We start from the raw sequence: 15,685 nt of genomic DNA, 5'->3' as shown, positions 1-15,685 counted from the left end.
AATCCATGGGAGCTTCACACCGGACATCCCATATCAGCGAATGTTGACCCTAGAGATAGGGCAGCATCAGCTCTACGTTCTCAGCATCGCGCTCATGCACGAGGGAGAGTTTGGACAGACGGCTCTTGCGATTTGTGGTCTTGTGCTCCAACATGTGATTCTTGAAGGCTTTGCGGCGGATGAGCTTACCGCTACCACTTTTGCGAAATCGCTTCGCGGCCGCTTTACGAGTTTTGAGTTTGGGCATGGGACTGGCCAAAAACGAAAATAGACACAGTCTTTTATGATAGGGCTACGAGTTGTACTTAGGCAAGTTTAAATAATGAATTGAAGGAGTTTTTCCCCTTTAAATTCAAGACTTTGAGCGAATGCCGTAGCAAATTAAGGAAGAATGATTTGCAGAGAATTGTAGGGGTGGGTTTAGCAGGTAACCCTAATCTGTGTCTTCAACTTACAACGCTTTGTGCTTGAATCAGCCACGGTTGTTTTTGTGAGAGCCACGCTTCGCGCGGCTCTCACAAAAACAACCCGATTTTAAGCGCTTGAAAAGCACTATAACGCCAAAACCCGCCCTCGCTGCTTATGGCGAGGGCGGGTTTAATAAATATGGTGGGGCATTAAGATTAAGGGCAAAACTGGCCCTCAGTAGCGATCGCTACCTGATGTTAGGAGATTTCCAGATAAGAACTTCCCCATTATTTGGAAAAAAGGCGCGGCGAAGCCGCGCCTTTTTTCCAAATAATGGGGATATTGTTTCTCAGAAATCTCCTTAGGGCAGGTTTGAACGATACCCCCGGTTGGGTTATTGAGATAAGGCCAAAACCCGCCCCTCCCGTTGGTTACGGCTTCTAAACCCGGCGTTTGTCACTGAATAAGCCGAATACGGGGCCGAGCAGGGCTCCGAAGGCGAAGCCTCCCGCATGAGCCCAGTAGGCCACACCGCCCGATTCCATGCCGATGTTGGCAGGGGCATTGAGGCTGGCAACGCCATAGAGGGCTTGCATGACAAACCAGAAGCCCAGGAAGAAGAGAGCTGGGATGCGGAAGGGAAAGAGAATAAAGCCCAAAGGAACGAGAGTTAGTACCTTGGCGTTGGGGAAGCGGAGAATGTAAGCGCCCATGACCCCGGCGATCGCTCCACTCGCTCCCAGGGATGGAATGGAAGACCCTGACGAGAAGAACCACTGGGCCAAAGCCGCGAGCATGCCACACAGTAAATAGAAGATGAGGAAGCGGGAATGGCCCATTTTGTCTTCGACATTGTTGCCAAAGATCCAGAGGTAGAGCATATTCCCGGCGACATGAAGAAAACCCCCATGGAGAAATTGAGAGGTAATGAGGGTAATCCACTCAGGGTAGCCCCCAACCGTAGCAGCGCCGCCCCCTTCAAAACTGGCTGTTAGTTCACGGGGAACCACGGCCCACGTACGGAAGAAGCTTTCTAGCGTTGGACCGGAAAGCGAGAGTTCATAGATAAAAACCAGAATATTGATCAGAATTAGAACGTAAGTAACATAAGGCGTTGTCTGGGTCGGGTTGTCATCACGAATTGGAACCACGGTGTTCTCCCCCGGCTAAGCACAACAGGACAATAGCAAAAAATAAAGGTAAGGAATACATCCTGGAGAACGATTACGCTCTATCCAGTGGAATTCCTTACCTTACTTATGGGAGAAGAATGGCCCAAAAACATCGACTAGCGATGGGGACAAACTTAACGATGAGAATTATTCAACGGTGATTTTGCCAACCATGCCTGCGCCCCGGTGGGGTTCGCAGTAGTAGTCATAGGTGCCGGGGTCTACGCCGTCGAAGGAAACATCGAAGGACTCACCAGGAGCCAGCATCAGAGCTTTGTGAGAGGTCACAGCGCCGCTGCTAAATACGACGTTGTGGGGAGGGAGTTTGTTATTAACGAATTTAACGGTGTCGCCAGCCTTGACGGTAACGTTAGCCGGATCGAAGGCGAGCAGACCGCTGTCAGACCCCATCTTGATGGTGATGGTTTCTGCGGCAGCGGGAGAAACCACTGCAACGAAGCTAGCAACCACCAACACAACTGTAAATAGGGCCAGACTTAAACTCCGTGAAACACGTGCGATCAATTTCATGATTACCTCGGAAGGTTTAAGTTAGCTTATTGAACCCACGTAGCATTTTATCTTGAAAGTTTCCCCTTCAGAGGCGATCGCCAAGATTTTAGTGCTGTTTTCGGCAGTTTACTCGCTCCAGGAGAACTTCTAGTAGGCGGGCATAACCAACCATAAAGCGTTCCACCCGTTTAACGAGCGGAACGGTTGATAGCAATGTGCAAGCGCGTTAAGTACAACAGCGGTGGTGTAGGGTACTTCGTGCCCCACACCGCCATATCTAATCAACACAGCGCTATATGGTTGACTAAGCTGATTTACTTAACGTCAGTTCGGGAGAAGCCGAACTGCCCATTATTGCGTGTGCGACGCGCACGCAATAATGGGCTTTTTCGAGTGCCGCGCGAAGCGCGGCACTCGAAAAAGCCCTTAACCCGAACTGAGGTTACTTACAGAATTTGAGCTATTGGAAGGGATCGCGGCTTCCCCATCCCGGTGCTTTTTCTGCTGCTCGTAGTAGGAATGCTGCAAGATTTTCGAGGGTCTTGTCGTCCATCCAATCGGAGCTAACCTGGCGGCACCAAATACTTTCCTCGGAACCGTCATACGTCATTGGTTGGCGCGAGAAGTTGACAAGGCTTTGTACCGTGTCGCGGGATGGGGTGGCTTGTTGTAAGGATTCGAGCGAGAGGGTAACGGTCGGATCGGGCAGAGTAATGCCGCCGACGTGGCAATTGAGGCAGTTAGCTTCGAATAACTGTTTTCCCTGGGATAGATCCTGAGCTGTGTAGCTGCGGGTTTCGTTGGCGGTATAAGGTAGGGCGACAGGTTCTCTCGCATCAAAGTAACGGGCTACATAAGGGTCAATGCCTGCAGCCCAGGCTGCATTGGGAAAGAGGGCGATCGCTCCCACTAACACCCCGCCCAGCGCCCCCAGCAGGATTCGGCACATCCGGGAATTAAGCATATCCAATCCTAAAATTGCAAAAAAATAGGAACCAGAGCCTGATCATAACGACGTCTCTGATTCCCAGTTTATTTGATGGGCTGATCTGGCCTGTCCCGAAAGGAGAACACAAGAGGGTCTCACGACAGACCAGAAGAACTGTCTATGTTTGAGGCGGCCAGCGCCCGAAACATGGGTTTAGTAGTAGATCTTGCCGCCGCCCCACTTGGCACCCACAACCTTGGGCTGAAGCAGAATGTGGCCTGCAATAACCTTGAGGTCATCCTTGGTGAGGTTCCGCATCTTGGGGAAGATGTCGGTACTCTTGGTGCTGGGGTGACGCTCGGAAATATCCTCCAGACCGTCATAGGTGGTGGGGTCGTTCATGTAATCCACCAGAGCTTCAATGTTGTCGCGGGGAGGGGTGGCGAGGGCGAGGGTTTCGGGATCGAGACCGACGTTAGGATCGGTCTTGGTGATGCCACCCACGTGGCATTGCCCACAGGCGTAGTTAAACTGCTGCTTACCGAGTGCCACTTCTTTAAGGGACAGGGTATAGGTTTTTCCCGAAGCGTCTAACGGTACCGTGCGGGTTGCAGCATCCAATTCGAGGGCGATCGCTGGCCCAGCGACAAATTGAACGACCATCAACAGGGCGATCGCAACCAACCAGACGTATCTCTTAAGCACTGAAATGGTTCTCCTTCCTTAAAGACATCAAAAATATAAGGACTTGCGAACAGCCGTTCAACACAGCACAAAAGAACGACATGATTCGGCATGGGTCACACGTGTGGACGGCAACGCACTGGCTTTGCCCGTAGCCGTAGAGTCATCGACGGACTAACCAGCCCAGCGGCAAACTCTACCCCTACCCCATCCCCCGTGACTATGACCACGCATGATCCTGAGCAGAAATACTGGGATCAGTGAGGACGCGGCCTCCGAGAAACCGAAAAGCTTCTCATCTGAATATCATGCCATCGAACGGGGGCATCCCAAACGTTCAACTACGCCAATTTCAGCAGTTGAGTTAGGCAAATGTAATGGACGCTAGTGCCAAAGGGGGAATGGGCAAAATTTGCCCTGGCCTGAGCAAATGCGTGGTCAGGCGATCCGGAAACGAGAGAGGGGAGGGGAAATGAGAGTAAAGACTTGAACGTGACGTTTGGGTGAAAGGTGAAGGATTGAGGCTCTGCCTATCCAGATACCTCAAAGATCACCGAACCGCTGCCCGATACTATCGTGGATATGGGCATACTCTAAGGAGATAGGGGTTTGTGAAATGATAAGAGACAGGGCGATCGCCAGGGCGATTTCGATAAAGTCGTCTCTATGTTTACAAGAGTGCTTTTGAAACTTGCCACTTAATAGTGGGCAGGAAGGACCCGGCAGTACCGGAAGCTAGGATCCATGGAAGGATGGGGAGTATGACAAAAGTTTTAATCGTGGATGATAGCCAAACGCTTAGACAAATGCTATCCGAGCTGCTCGAGGCAACGGGTATAGACGTTGTAGAAGCCACCAATGGGGTTGAGGCAAAAAATAAGATCCGGGAGCATACTCCAGACCTCGTGATTACGGATCTGATTATGCCTGAGATGAATGGTTACGAATTGTGTCGCTGGATTAAGAACGACCCGACTACCAAGACAATTCCGGTCATGATCTGCTCAACCAAGAGCGAGGAATTTGACCGCTATTGGGGTATGAAGCAGGGAGCAGATGCTTATATTACGAAGCCGTTTCATCCGCCCGAATTGCTAAAAACTGTAAAGCGTTTACTCAGGGGATGATTGAAGGCGATCGCAAAAGCTGGACTATAGGAGTTGCAGAACGTTCATCCCATAGTCTGGTTTGAGCGATCGCAGTACTCCAACTTTTTGTCTTACGGCCCTAACGTGCTTGAAACCCCTGTAATAAAAGCTTTGTATGCAAAGCTTTTATTACAAGGGTTTCAAGGGGTGCATCCCACTTTTGTCAGTGAAGCGGGCGAAGCCCGCTTCACTGACAAAAGTGGGTTTCCAAATTTGCAAAAGTGGGATGCACCCGGTTTCAATCACGTTAGATATTTTCTTTGAATGCGCCCAATTTAATCGCGATAGATGTAACAGATGAGGTTATGCTGCTATCAGCTTAATCGTCATCTGCCAGAGCCACGGTGAACTATCGCAATCCTGTCCCTACTGTCGATATCATCATTGAGCTGATGGATAGGCCCTATCGGCCTGTCGTGCTGATCGAACGCCTCAACCCTCCCTATGGCTGGGCTTTGCCGGGGGGCTTTGTGGACTATGGCGAGTCGGTAGAGAGCGCCGCCGTTCGAGAGGCTGCTGAAGAGACGGGGCTGCACGTTAAGCTGACGGAGCAATTTCAGGTCTATTCAGATCCCAGCCGTGACCCACGACAGCACACCATCAGCATTGTGTTTCTGGCAATGGCTCGAGGCGAACCTTCTGCTGGGGATGATGCCAAAAACCTGAGCTTCTTCGAACTCTGGAACATTCCCACCAACCTCTGCTTCGACCACGAGCGGATTATTCGGGACTATCGCTATTATCGAGAGCACGGGTTGCGGCCCAAACTGCTCTGATGGGTTTAATGGCAATTCTCTATACCTTATATCCCCATTTCCTCATTCAAGATATTCCTCATTCAAGGTAAGGTTTCATGCGCGAGGTGATTCAAACAACATCGGCCCCGGCTCCTGTAGGGCCTTATAGTCAGGCGATCGCCGCTCAAGGCCGGATGGTTTTCGTCTCGGGTCAGATCCCCCTGGACCCAAAGACAGGCTCTCTGATGGGTGGTGATGATGTCGCGGCCCAAACCCAACAGGTGCTCGCCAACCTGGATGCCGTTTTAAAGGCCGCCGGAGCCAGCTTTGCGGATGTGGTCAAAACTACCGTATTCCTGGCAGACATGAATGATTTTGCGGCGATGAATGCCGTTTATGCCACAGCTTTCAACGAAGAAACGGCTCCTGCCCGAGCCACCGTGGAAGTCGCTCGCCTGCCCAAGGATGTTCGAGTTGAAATCGACTGTATTGCTGTGGTGAACTCCTAGCATGGCCCCAGGGCTCCGGGTGGGATAATCTTGCCTGTCCAACCTCAGGCGGACAGAATGCCTACTTCACAAGAGTTCTACTCACATCTTTTACCCTTCCAAACGCCAGAACCTCTGATTTCATTGATTTGCAGTGAAATCAGGGGTTCTGGCGTTTGCTGAAAGGTCTAAGTCCAGGTCATTTATATCAATACTCTGGACAGTTTTTCTGAAACCCTTGATTTTGCGTGCGCGAAGCGCACGCAAAATCAAGGGTTTCAGAAAAACTGTCCGAACTAATGTTATATGGACAACGCTGGTTACCTGCAGAGGTGGTGTTGGGTAGGACGGTAAACCCCTCTCGGATAGGTTCGGCTTCTCCCACCGACAGCCGAGTTAGGGATTGATACATTAGTAAACAAGTCAGTCAGTTAATTAGTAAGTCCTGCGTGAGAGAGGTTCCCATCGTGAACGACGCATCTAAACAGATTTCAGGATTCTTTGGTGGCCATGGCGAGAATGGTAGCCCCTTGTTTCAATACGTTCAGTCCATGAGCCCTGAAACCATTGCTCAGCTCTCCCGTCCCGATTCGATGGAAGTGTTTCAGGTGATGGAGCGCAACATTATTGGCTTGTTAGGTGGGTTGCCCTCTGAGCAGTTTGACGTCACGGTCACCACCAACCGGGAACATTTGGGTCGATTGTTGGCGTCTGCCATCATCAGCGGATACTTCCTGCGGAATGCAGAGCAGCGTTTGGCCTTTGAGCGATCGCTCCAAACTGCCGACTCTAGCTCTGATCAAGATTCGTAATGGGTGGAAGACGGTCACCCGTTGCGGGAAGCGATACAGCTAACTCCTCCTACTCGGTAGATCATTTAGATCTGCCGAGTTTTGTTGTAGCTGACCTGCGGCAGCGATTGCTGGATTGGTATGGGCAAACGGGGCGATCCCTCCCCTGGCGCGAGACCCGAGATCCCTATGCGATTTGGATCTCAGAGATCATGCTGCAACAGACCCAGGTGAAGACGGTGTTGCCTTACTACGAGCGGTGGTTGGCAGTGTTTCCGACGGTGGAAGCGTTGGCGATCGCCCCTCAGGAGCAGGTGCTAAAGCTCTGGCAAGGGTTGGGCTACTACGCCCGCGCCCGTAACCTGCACAAAGCTGCCCAGGTGATCCATACTCAGCACAATGGGCAATTTCCAAAAAATTTAGAGGCAGCCTTAGCTTTACCCGGAATTGGACAGAGTACTGCCGGAGGAATTCTCAGTGCCGCATTTAACCAACCAGTCTCTATCCTGGATGGTAATGTGAAGCGTGTGTTGACACGCCTGTTAGCATTAGAGCGCCCGCCGAACCGCGTTCTGCGGCTGTTGTGGCAGTGTTCTGATCAATTGCTGGATCCCGTCCATCCCCGAGATTTTAATCAGGCGTTGATGGATCTAGGGGCGACGGTGTGTACACCTCGTCAACCCAGTTGTGGAAGCTGCCCGTGGGCCATGCACTGTCGCGCTTATGAACGAGCCATGCAAAACGAACTGCCTGTACGTGAAGAGAAAGCGCCCGTCCCCCACAAGGCCATCGGTGTTGCAGTGATCTGGGATGCAGATGGACAGATTTTGATCGATCGCCGGCGCCAGGAAGGATTGCTGGGGGGGCTGTGGGAGTTCCCCGGTGGCAAAATTGAGCCGGGTGAAACCATTCAAGACTGTATTCGCCGTGAAATCCGTGAGGAGTTGGGCATTGAAGTGGTTGTGGGAGATTCGTTAATTACGATTGACCATGCCTACTCCCATTTCCGAGTGACCCTGAACGTCCACCATTGTCACTATCTTTCCGGGGAGCCGCAGCCCTTGGAGTGTGACGAAGTTCGCTGGGTGCGCCCAGAAGATCTGGAGCAATATCCCTTTCCGGCTGCGAATGTGCAAATTATTGAGGCCATTCACCAGAACCCAAGGCCTGACTTTTCGGATCATTTGACCGAGGAAAAATGGGGCGGTTCTGAAGATTAGATTCGCAGACCAGAACAAAAGAGGGGCGCGTCGCGCCCCTCTTTTGTTGGGTCGATGAAGGCTACAGTACCTTCTGTAGGAACTGGTTGGCCCGTTCACTCTTGGGGCTGGAGAAGAAAATATCGGGTGGCGCATCCTCTGCAACGATACCGGCATCCAGAAAGATGATGCGATCGGCCACTTCGCGCGCGAAGCCCATTTCGTGAGTCACGATCGCCATCGTAATCCCGGTCTTGGCCAGAGATTTGATGACATCCAGTACCTCTTTCACCATTTCGGGGTCAAGGGCAGAGGTGGGTTCGTCAAACAGCATCACCTCGGGTTGCATGGCGAGGGAGCGGGCGATCGCCACCCGTTGTTTTTGCCCCCCTGACAACCGCGATGGGTACACCTGGGCCTTTTCGGCTAAGCCCACCATCTGTAACTTAGACATTGCCAGCTCTTCAGCTTGGCCCCGCGTCATCCCCTTCACCTTGATAGGGCCGTAGGTAACGTTTTGCATCACCGTCATATGGGGAAACAGGTTGAAGTGCTGGAATACCATCCCCATGTTTTGGCGAACTTTGTTGATGTCTGCTTTGGGGCTGGTCACTTCAATGTCATTGATATAAATTCGCCCTTTTGTAGGAATTTCCAAAAGATTTAAGCAGCGTAAAAAGGTGGACTTCCCACAGCCCGATGGTCCTAATATGGCGACTACTTCACCTCTTCTAATCTCTGTTGAAACATCCTTCAAAACCTGAAGCGGCCCAAACGATTTACATAGGTATTCAGTCTTAATCACTTTTCCGCATCCTTCTTTCTAAACGTCGTGCCAGTAGTGTTAGCCCCATCACCATTACGTAATAAATCGCAGCAACAAAAATCAGCGGTTCGAAATAAATGAATTTCTCAGCAGCTACTACCTGCCCTCGTCGCATCAGGTCTAAAGCGCCTACCGTGGATACCAGAGCAGAGTCTTTAAGTAGAGCAATCGTTTCATTAACCAGAGCCGGAAGAATATTTTTGAATGCCTGAGGTAGGATAATATCCCACATCATTTGGGGATACTTGACCCCCAACGTCATTGCAGCTTCTCGCTGCCCTTTATCTACAGCCATAATGCCACCCCGAATGGTTTCGGAACTATAGGCGGCTGAGTTAAGGGCAAAGGTTGCAACCCCGGCCTGGAAACCTGTGGGGGTGAATCCAAGTAACTGAGGAGTTGCAAAGTAAATAATGGCCAGTTGCAAAATCAGCGGCGTACCTCTAAAAACAGAGGTATAAGCATCTGCAAACCACTTCAGTGGTTTGATATTGCTAATTTTGAAAATAGACAGAACCGTACCCCAGGTAAACCCCAATAAGGCAGAAGTAACACTGAATGCAAGGGTAATGGGAATGCCCCAAAGGATAAACGGAATATTTTCAGAAATTTTACTGAAATCTAGAGCAAAGTCCGTCGTGGCTGACGCAGTGCTGATGAGGCTCCATACTTCGGGCATGAAGCCAAGTTGGGTAACAGGTAAACAATGAGTTGCCATCGGATGAACGTCGTACAGGTGAACAGGGAGTCAATTGATTATTTCGGTTTTATGACTGGCTTTTTGTGGTTTAGCTTACTCGGAATTTTGTGTTAGCGCTAAAAACAACCAAAAGCTATAAGAATATTGTGGTAACCCTTACTCTGATGGCATAAGCTTGCAGTTTAAAGACGCCATGGGTTGAAAAAAAGCCAGGGTAGAGTGACCCTGGCTTGATGATTTATCCCATCAACAGATAAACTTTCAGCAATGCCTATTTAGCCGGTTGCTGATCACCAAACCACTTATTAACCAATTCGGTAATCTTTCCGCTATCAACCATTCTTTGAAGCACAGGGTCAAATTCTGCTTTTAAAGGAGAACCTTTGGGAAAAGCGATCGCTGAACCCGATTCTCCTTCATTTGGAATGACATTAAATTCCAGGTCAGGATTGGCGTCGATAAAGCCTTTTGCCACGGTATCTTCTACAATGGCAGCGTCAATGCGGCCCGCTTTTAATTCTTGAATAATTTCATTGATACGGTTCAGCTGAACCACATTGGCTCCCTGAATTTCCTTCGCCGCTCCTTCTTGAATGGATCCAAGTTGAACACCGACCTTCTTGCCATTCAGGCTAGCGGCATCGGTTAAGCCGCTATCTTTACGAGACACAATAGTGTTCTTCGCTTCGTAATAGACAATGGAGAAATCAGCGTTTTGTTTCCGTTCTTCGGTAGGGGTCATACCAGCCATTACGAAGTCAGCCCGATCTGCTTGTAGCGCAGGGATCAGACCATTAAAGTCAATGTTTTGAATCTGGACTTCGTAGCCTAATTCTTCCGCGATCGCCTTTGCAATATCTACGTCAAACCCAACAATCTCCTCTCGCCCCCCAGATGTTTGGATAAATTCGTAGGGAGGGTAATCTGCGGAGGTCGCCATGGTGAGTGTTTTGCTTTGCGCAGCAGTGTTGCTGTCACCACCAGACGAAGTACAGGCGTTCAGCAGACCAATTGCCGCAATCGTACCCACAAAAGCAACAGAAAAAAGCTGACGTCGTTTCATTGTGTAATGTGCTCTTAGAACCTAGGAGGACAGGCAGGACTAATCAACGTTAAGAAACCAGAGACGGTTATGAAACCGCTCGCCTCAGAACCATCGAGCTAAAACTGACTAGCTGGCAGATCCCTATTACCGGGTGGGCGCGATCGCTGCCTGGCCATCTTTAACTACTCATTAAATTGCCATGTCTTAAAGGAAATTCCTTCACCCAAGAGAGGGACTCCGCGAGGAGGATGCGTCTCACCGCGTGAATAAAAAAGGTTCCCCCTTAAGGAGAACCTGACCTATGAAGGTATTATTCAGTTTGTAAAAGCCGCTTACAAATCTAAAAAAAGTAGTAGCTGTTAAGCGCAATCAAAAAGAGAGTGAGACACCTACAAAGGCCCTTTCACATCCTGATAACAAGTAAAGTTAGATGCTGACGATAAAAAGTGGCGCGGTGCTTTGCGCCGCGCCACTTTTTATCGTCAGCATTTAACCCGACATAAAATGAGTTATTTGGCTTGAAATCAGGAGTCAGGTATTAGAAATTACGAGGGGGTACGGGCTTGACGTACCATCGCGATCAGGGTTTGATGCGCATCCTCAGAATCCTGCAGGTTGTGGTCAAAGGTGACTCGCACGGAGTCAGGGCCACTTTCACGCTGTATCTGCAAGTTCATCCCTTCGGAGTCAATGCTGAGCATTTGGGCGGCGATCGCATCGGATACCGCTCCATAGGCTTTGGCATAGAGGAGTACGGCATCTGCATGATCATCGTTCATGTGTTTGCAGATGCGATCGCTAATTTCAGGGGTTAAGGGATCGGCCATAGTGCTCCATGAAATGAATAGCTGAGTTCGGTTATTTACGAGGACAACCCATAGGATTGCAGAAAATACACTGCCAGTCGATACACGCTGGTGGCAATAAATGCCACCAGAATGAACGTAATCATGACGTTAACTACGGTTCGAATCTTTTCAAGCATCGGACTTTCTCACGGTTTTATGTTGGAGTGCATCACCGGCGGCCTCTTCAGAACACCACAGATTTGGGGGTTTGATGGCCCAATCTTCAGCTTAGGACAAGGCATCGTTCGATGGTGGCGGCAACGGATTTTGCCAACGCATCGTAGTCGTATCCGCCCTCTAATCCAAACAAAACTTTAGATGTGAGTTGCAAACAGTAGTCGGTGAAGATGCCGTAGTCACCCGGTTGCAACGAAATGTTAGCCAGGGGATCCGCAGCGTTGGCGTCATAGCCCGCACTCACCAGCAACAGGTCAGGCTGAAACGCCTGGAAGAAGGGAATAATACGCTCTTCAAAACGGGTCTTGTAATCTGCCACTGTGCTACCTGCCCGCATGGGAAGATTCAGCACATTATTGTGCACACCCGTTTCACCCGATGCTCCCGTACCAGGGTATTGAGGTGACTCATGCAGGGAACAAAAAGCAATCTGAGGATTGCTCTCGACGATCGCCTGTGTTCCATTCCCGTGATGCACATCCCAATCAAGAATGGCGACCCGCTGAATGCCGGGTTGCTTGAGGGCGTAGTGAGCGGCGATCGCCACATTTGAGAAAATACAAAACCCCATCCCCTGAGTCGGTAAGGCATGGTGCCCCGGTGGTCGGGCCAATACAAAGGCCGGCTTCCCTGTGTCCAGCACCACATCCACTCCATCGAGCCAGGCACTCACCGCTAGAATTGCCGCTTCATAGCTATGCTTCGATAGCACCGTATCCGGATCGACGTGGCCCCCCCCTTGCTTGGCCAGGTATTCAACCGCTGCCACATATTTCTCGGGGTGAATCGCGTAGAGAGCATCGGTGAGACGACCCTGGGCTTCGGGAGGAGTAGGCGATCGCCAATCCAACTGTTCAGCCCAGCCCACCGAGCGTAGGAGCGTGGTTACTGCCTTTAACCGCCCCGAATTCTCAGGGTGATAGCGTCCGGTGTCATGCTCCAAAAACAGGTCCGAGTAAAAAACAGGCAACATAGGCGCGTTAGCCTCTGTGTGGGGAATTGCTCCGATTTTAATGAATTTTTGAAAGGGTGGTTTTGAGGGTAAAAAATTTGGAGAAGGTGTGGAGACAGAGTTCCAAAGTACCCCTTCTCCCACCCCATTCCTGATCCCCCCGAACCTATCCATTCTGTGCTATAATTTCAAAGGCTGAAATCCTTACAGGGCAGCATTTTCAGCCCATTCACCCCGGTTGATGCAGAACCCCTTTACCACCGGAGCTTTCAGCCAGAACCCGGTGCATTTTCGATACTGTCGGCGCTCCGTTTTGAGCATGTTTTTGTTGAGCGCACAACTTGGCTGCTACGCCCCACAGGGCTCTCGTAATCAGACTTCTCTCACCCGACTGTTGGAGTAAATCATCCTATGACCTTTTCCCAGGAACCGCCGTCTCAGGATCGGATTATCCCCACCGATTTACGCATGGAGATGTCCCGGTCCTACCTGGAATACGCCATGAGCGTGATTGTGGGACGGGCGCTTCCCGATGCGCGAGATGGGCTTAAGCCTGTACACCGCCGCATTCTCTACGCCATGCACGAATTGGGGTTAGCCCCCGATCGCCCGTTCCGGAAATGCGCCCGTGTGGTGGGGGACGTAATCGGTAAATACCACCCGCATGGGGACCAGTCGGTTTACGATGCCCTGGTGCGGATGGCTCAAGACTTTTCCATGCGATCGCCTCTGGTGGATGGTCACGGTAACTTCGGTTCCGTCGATAACGATCCTCCAGCGGCGATGCGATACACCGAATGTCGCCTGCGCCCCATCACCACCTACGGGATGCTGCAAGACATCGAATCGGAAACTGTCGATTTCGCCCCTAACTATGATGGGTCGCAGCAAGAACCCCTGGTGATGCCCGCCCGCATTCCCCAGCTGCTGTTAAATGGCTCCTCGGGGATCGCTGTGGGAATGGCGACTAATATTCCCCCCCACAATCTGGGCGAGTTGCTGAGTGGGGTCGTAGCGCTGATCGAGAATCCTGACCTGACGGACACGGAATTGATGCGCTACATCCCCGGCCCAGACTTCCCAACGGGGGGACAAATCCTGGGCACCAGTGGGATCCGGGAAGCCTACATGAGCGGGCGCGGCAGCATCACCATGCGTGGCGTGGCCAATATCGAAACGATTGAGCGCCGGGGGGCACCGGAACGGGAAGCCATCATCATCACCGAGTTGCCCTTCCAGACCAACAAAGCGGCTCTAATTGAAAAAATTGCCGAGATGGTGAACGATCGCCGGCTGGAGGGTATTTCTGATATTCGGGATGAGAGCGATCGCGACGGGATGCGTATCGTCATTGAACTGCGACGCGACGCCTATCCCCGGGTGGTGCTGAATAACCTTTACAAAGCTACCCCACTGCAAGCCAACTTTGGGGTGAATATGCTGGCTCTGGTGAATGGGGAACCGCAAATCCTCAGCCTGAAGCAGTCGCTCCAGGTATTCTTAGATTTCCGGATTGAAACCATCACCCGCCGGACTCGCTACGAACTGCGGAAGGCAGAGGAGCGGGATCACTTGTTGCAGGGTTTGTTAATTGCCCTGGCAAACCTGGATGCGATCATTGCGCTGATTCGTCATTCTGCAGATACTCCCACGGCCAAGCAGGAGTTGATGGAAACGTACTCCCTTTCAGAAGTTCAGGCCGACGCCATTCTGCAAATGCAACTGCGTCGTCTAACCGCTCTAGAAGCGGAAAAGATCAACCAGGAACATGATCAGTTGCAGGAGAAAATTGCTGACCTGCAAGACATTCTGGCTCGCCGTGAGCGGATTCTCACCATCATCCAGGATGAAGCGGTCGCACTACGGGAAGCTCATGTTACCCCTCGCCGCACCGTCATTGAACACATGGATGGCGATCTGGGCGACATTGACCTGATTGCCAATGAACAGGCGGTAATCCTGATTACCGAGCAGGGCTACATTAAGCGGATGCCCGTCAGTGCCTTTGAGGTACAGAGTCGCGCTACCCGGGGCAAAGCGGGTGCTCGGATGAAGGAAGAGGATGGGGTGAACCACTTCCTCACCTGCAATGATCACGACAATATTCTGTTCTTTAGCGATCGCGGCATCTCCTACTCCCTGCGGGCTTATCAAATTCCCACCAGCTCCCGCACGGCCCGAGGCGTGCCCATCGTGCAGCTCCTTCCTATCTCCCATGAGGAAAAAATCACTTCCATTATTCCCGTTGTGGAGTTCACGGAAGAGGATTACTTGGTGATGCTGACCACCAAAGGTTTCATTAAGAAAACGGCTCTCTCCGCCTTCAGCAACATCCGTACCAACGGCCTGATCGCCATTTCCCTGGAGGAAGGTGACCAACTGCGTTGGGTTCGGCTGGCTCGGGTGGAAGATAGCATTATCATCGGCAGCCGCCAGGGAATGACCATCCACTTTCAGGCAAGTCATGAGCAGCTACGTCCTCTAGGGCGTCCCACCCGTGGGGTGAAGGCCATGAGCCTGCGTAAGGGAGATGAGTTGATCAGCATTGACATCATCTCCAGCCAGTACGCAAACCTGCTTGCCAGTGCGGCAGAAGCAGAAGCGGAGGATGTAGAAGATGTGGCAGAAGATGCCGAAGAAACGACGGAAGTGAGCCAGGGTCCCTGGGTGTTGATTGTTACTACGGGAGGCCTGGGTAAGCGGGTACCGATTTCCCAATTCCGTCTGCAAAACCGGGCAGGTATGGGACTTCGAGCCATTAAGTTCCGTCGCCCTAACGATCGACTGGCCGCGCTGCTGATCGTGAATGAAGGGGATGAAATGATGCTGGTAACGAGCCGAGGCATCATTATTCGTCAGGCCACAGATGCTATCTCCAAACAGTCACGTTCGGCTACTGGGGTGAAATTGCAACGGCTGGATGAAGAGGATGCGATCGCCGCTGTAGCTCTGGTTCCTCCTGTGGCAGAAGGAGCCGAAGAGGAAGAGAGCGCCATTGAAGGAGCAAGCACTGAAGTGGAAAGCCCTGAGGAATAAGCGAAGAGCTTATTTGACTACTGGTTATGGGCG

18 protein-coding genes are annotated in these 15,685 nt (G+C 51.3%); 7 read left to right on the top strand and 11 right to left on the bottom strand.

The genetic code is table 11. From position 1 onward, the window contains the following. Positions 1-49: 49 nt before the first annotated feature. From rpmI to psbV, 5 genes are all read right to left on the bottom strand, one after another. Positions 50-247, bottom strand: coding sequence for a 50S ribosomal protein L35 (rpmI, locus tag H6F91_RS22440; RefSeq protein ID WP_190771257.1), 198 nt, complete (start codon positions 245-247; stop codon positions 50-52). A 601-nt stretch (positions 248-848) separates the two neighbouring features. After that, the gene (locus H6F91_RS22435; protein ID WP_190771256.1) at positions 849-1,559 is read right to left on the bottom strand and encodes a rhomboid family intramembrane serine protease; all 711 of its coding nucleotides are present in this window, start codon (positions 1,557-1,559) and stop codon (positions 849-851) included. 168 nt (positions 1,560-1,727) lie between these two features. Further along, entirely contained in the window at positions 1,728-2,111 is a 384-nt protein-coding gene (gene petE, locus H6F91_RS22430; protein ID WP_190771255.1) for a plastocyanin, read from the bottom strand. A 442-nt stretch (positions 2,112-2,553) separates the two neighbouring features. Further along, positions 2,554-3,057, bottom strand: coding sequence for a photosystem II cytochrome PsbV2 (psbV2, locus tag H6F91_RS22425; protein WP_190771254.1), 504 nt, complete (start codon positions 3,055-3,057; stop codon positions 2,554-2,556). Positions 3,058-3,234: 177 nt separating this feature from the next. Beyond that, a complete protein-coding gene (gene psbV, locus H6F91_RS22420; protein WP_190771253.1) occupies positions 3,235-3,726 on the bottom strand; it encodes a photosystem II cytochrome c-550 in 492 nt (163 codons plus the stop codon). A gap of 90 nt (positions 3,727-3,816) precedes the next feature. Here psbV and H6F91_RS22415 point away from each other — a divergent pair, with 90 nt between their 5' ends. The 6 genes from H6F91_RS22415 (at position 3,817) to mutY (ending at position 8,089) form a co-directional block, all read left to right on the top strand. Continuing rightward, on the top strand, positions 3,817-3,969 hold the full coding sequence (locus tag H6F91_RS22415) for a hypothetical protein (protein WP_190771252.1): 153 nt from the start codon (positions 3,817-3,819) through the stop codon (positions 3,967-3,969). 497 nt (positions 3,970-4,466) lie between these two features. Continuing rightward, positions 4,467-4,832, top strand: a complete 366-nt coding sequence (locus H6F91_RS22410) for a response regulator (protein ID WP_190771251.1) — start codon at positions 4,467-4,469, stop codon at positions 4,830-4,832. 365 nt (positions 4,833-5,197) lie between these two features. Beyond that, positions 5,198-5,629 (top strand): NUDIX domain-containing protein, encoded by a 432-nt coding sequence (locus H6F91_RS22405; protein WP_190771250.1) that lies wholly within the window; start codon positions 5,198-5,200, stop codon positions 5,627-5,629. Positions 5,630-5,706: 77 nt separating this feature from the next. Further along, the gene (locus H6F91_RS22400) at positions 5,707-6,099 is read left to right on the top strand and encodes a RidA family protein (protein WP_190771249.1); all 393 of its coding nucleotides are present in this window, start codon (positions 5,707-5,709) and stop codon (positions 6,097-6,099) included. A 446-nt stretch (positions 6,100-6,545) separates the two neighbouring features. Next, on the top strand, positions 6,546-6,890 hold the full coding sequence (locus H6F91_RS22395; RefSeq protein ID WP_190771248.1) for a DUF760 domain-containing protein: 345 nt from the start codon (positions 6,546-6,548) through the stop codon (positions 6,888-6,890). Further along, positions 6,890-8,089: an A/G-specific adenine glycosylase gene (gene mutY, locus H6F91_RS22390; RefSeq protein ID WP_190771247.1), complete on the top strand. Its 1,200-nt coding sequence runs from the start codon at positions 6,890-6,892 to the stop codon at positions 8,087-8,089. Before H6F91_RS22395 ends, mutY begins: the two co-directional genes overlap by 1 nt. 61 nt (positions 8,090-8,150) lie before the next feature. On the opposite strand, the gene H6F91_RS22385 is transcribed toward mutY, so the two are convergent. The 6 genes from H6F91_RS22385 to H6F91_RS22365 form a co-directional block, all read right to left on the bottom strand. After that, positions 8,151-8,873, bottom strand: coding sequence for an ATP-binding cassette domain-containing protein (locus H6F91_RS22385; RefSeq protein WP_190771246.1), 723 nt, complete (start codon positions 8,871-8,873; stop codon positions 8,151-8,153). Then, the gene (locus H6F91_RS22380; RefSeq protein WP_242035928.1) at positions 8,866-9,612 is read right to left on the bottom strand and encodes an amino acid ABC transporter permease; all 747 of its coding nucleotides are present in this window, start codon (positions 9,610-9,612) and stop codon (positions 8,866-8,868) included. The genes H6F91_RS22385 and H6F91_RS22380 overlap by 8 nt, the downstream gene beginning before the upstream one ends. Positions 9,613-9,865: 253 nt before the next feature. Further along, entirely contained in the window at positions 9,866-10,657 is a 792-nt protein-coding gene (locus H6F91_RS22375; protein WP_190771245.1) for a transporter substrate-binding domain-containing protein, read from the bottom strand. A 527-nt stretch (positions 10,658-11,184) separates the two neighbouring features. Beyond that, positions 11,185-11,466, bottom strand: a complete 282-nt coding sequence (locus H6F91_RS22370) for a DUF2470 domain-containing protein (protein ID WP_190771244.1) — start codon at positions 11,464-11,466, stop codon at positions 11,185-11,187. A 35-nt stretch (positions 11,467-11,501) separates the two neighbouring features. Beyond that, positions 11,502-11,624, bottom strand: coding sequence for a hypothetical protein (locus tag H6F91_RS28365; protein WP_277874447.1), 123 nt, complete (start codon positions 11,622-11,624; stop codon positions 11,502-11,504). Between the two features lie 86 nt (positions 11,625-11,710). Then, entirely contained in the window at positions 11,711-12,637 is a 927-nt protein-coding gene (locus H6F91_RS22365; protein WP_190771243.1) for a histone deacetylase, read from the bottom strand. A gap of 390 nt (positions 12,638-13,027) precedes the next feature. On the opposite strand from H6F91_RS22365, the gene gyrA reads away from it, so the two are divergent. Beyond that, a complete protein-coding gene (gene gyrA / locus H6F91_RS22360) occupies positions 13,028-15,652 on the top strand; it encodes a DNA gyrase subunit A (protein ID WP_190771242.1) in 2,625 nt (874 codons plus the stop codon). Positions 15,653-15,685: the final 33 nt, after the last annotated feature.

Source organism: Leptolyngbya sp. FACHB-8 (assembly GCF_014695575.1).
Lineage (GTDB): Bacteria > Cyanobacteriota > Cyanobacteriia > Elainellales > Elainellaceae > Vacuolonema.
This window is presented reverse-complemented; position numbering and strand designations above follow the sequence as displayed.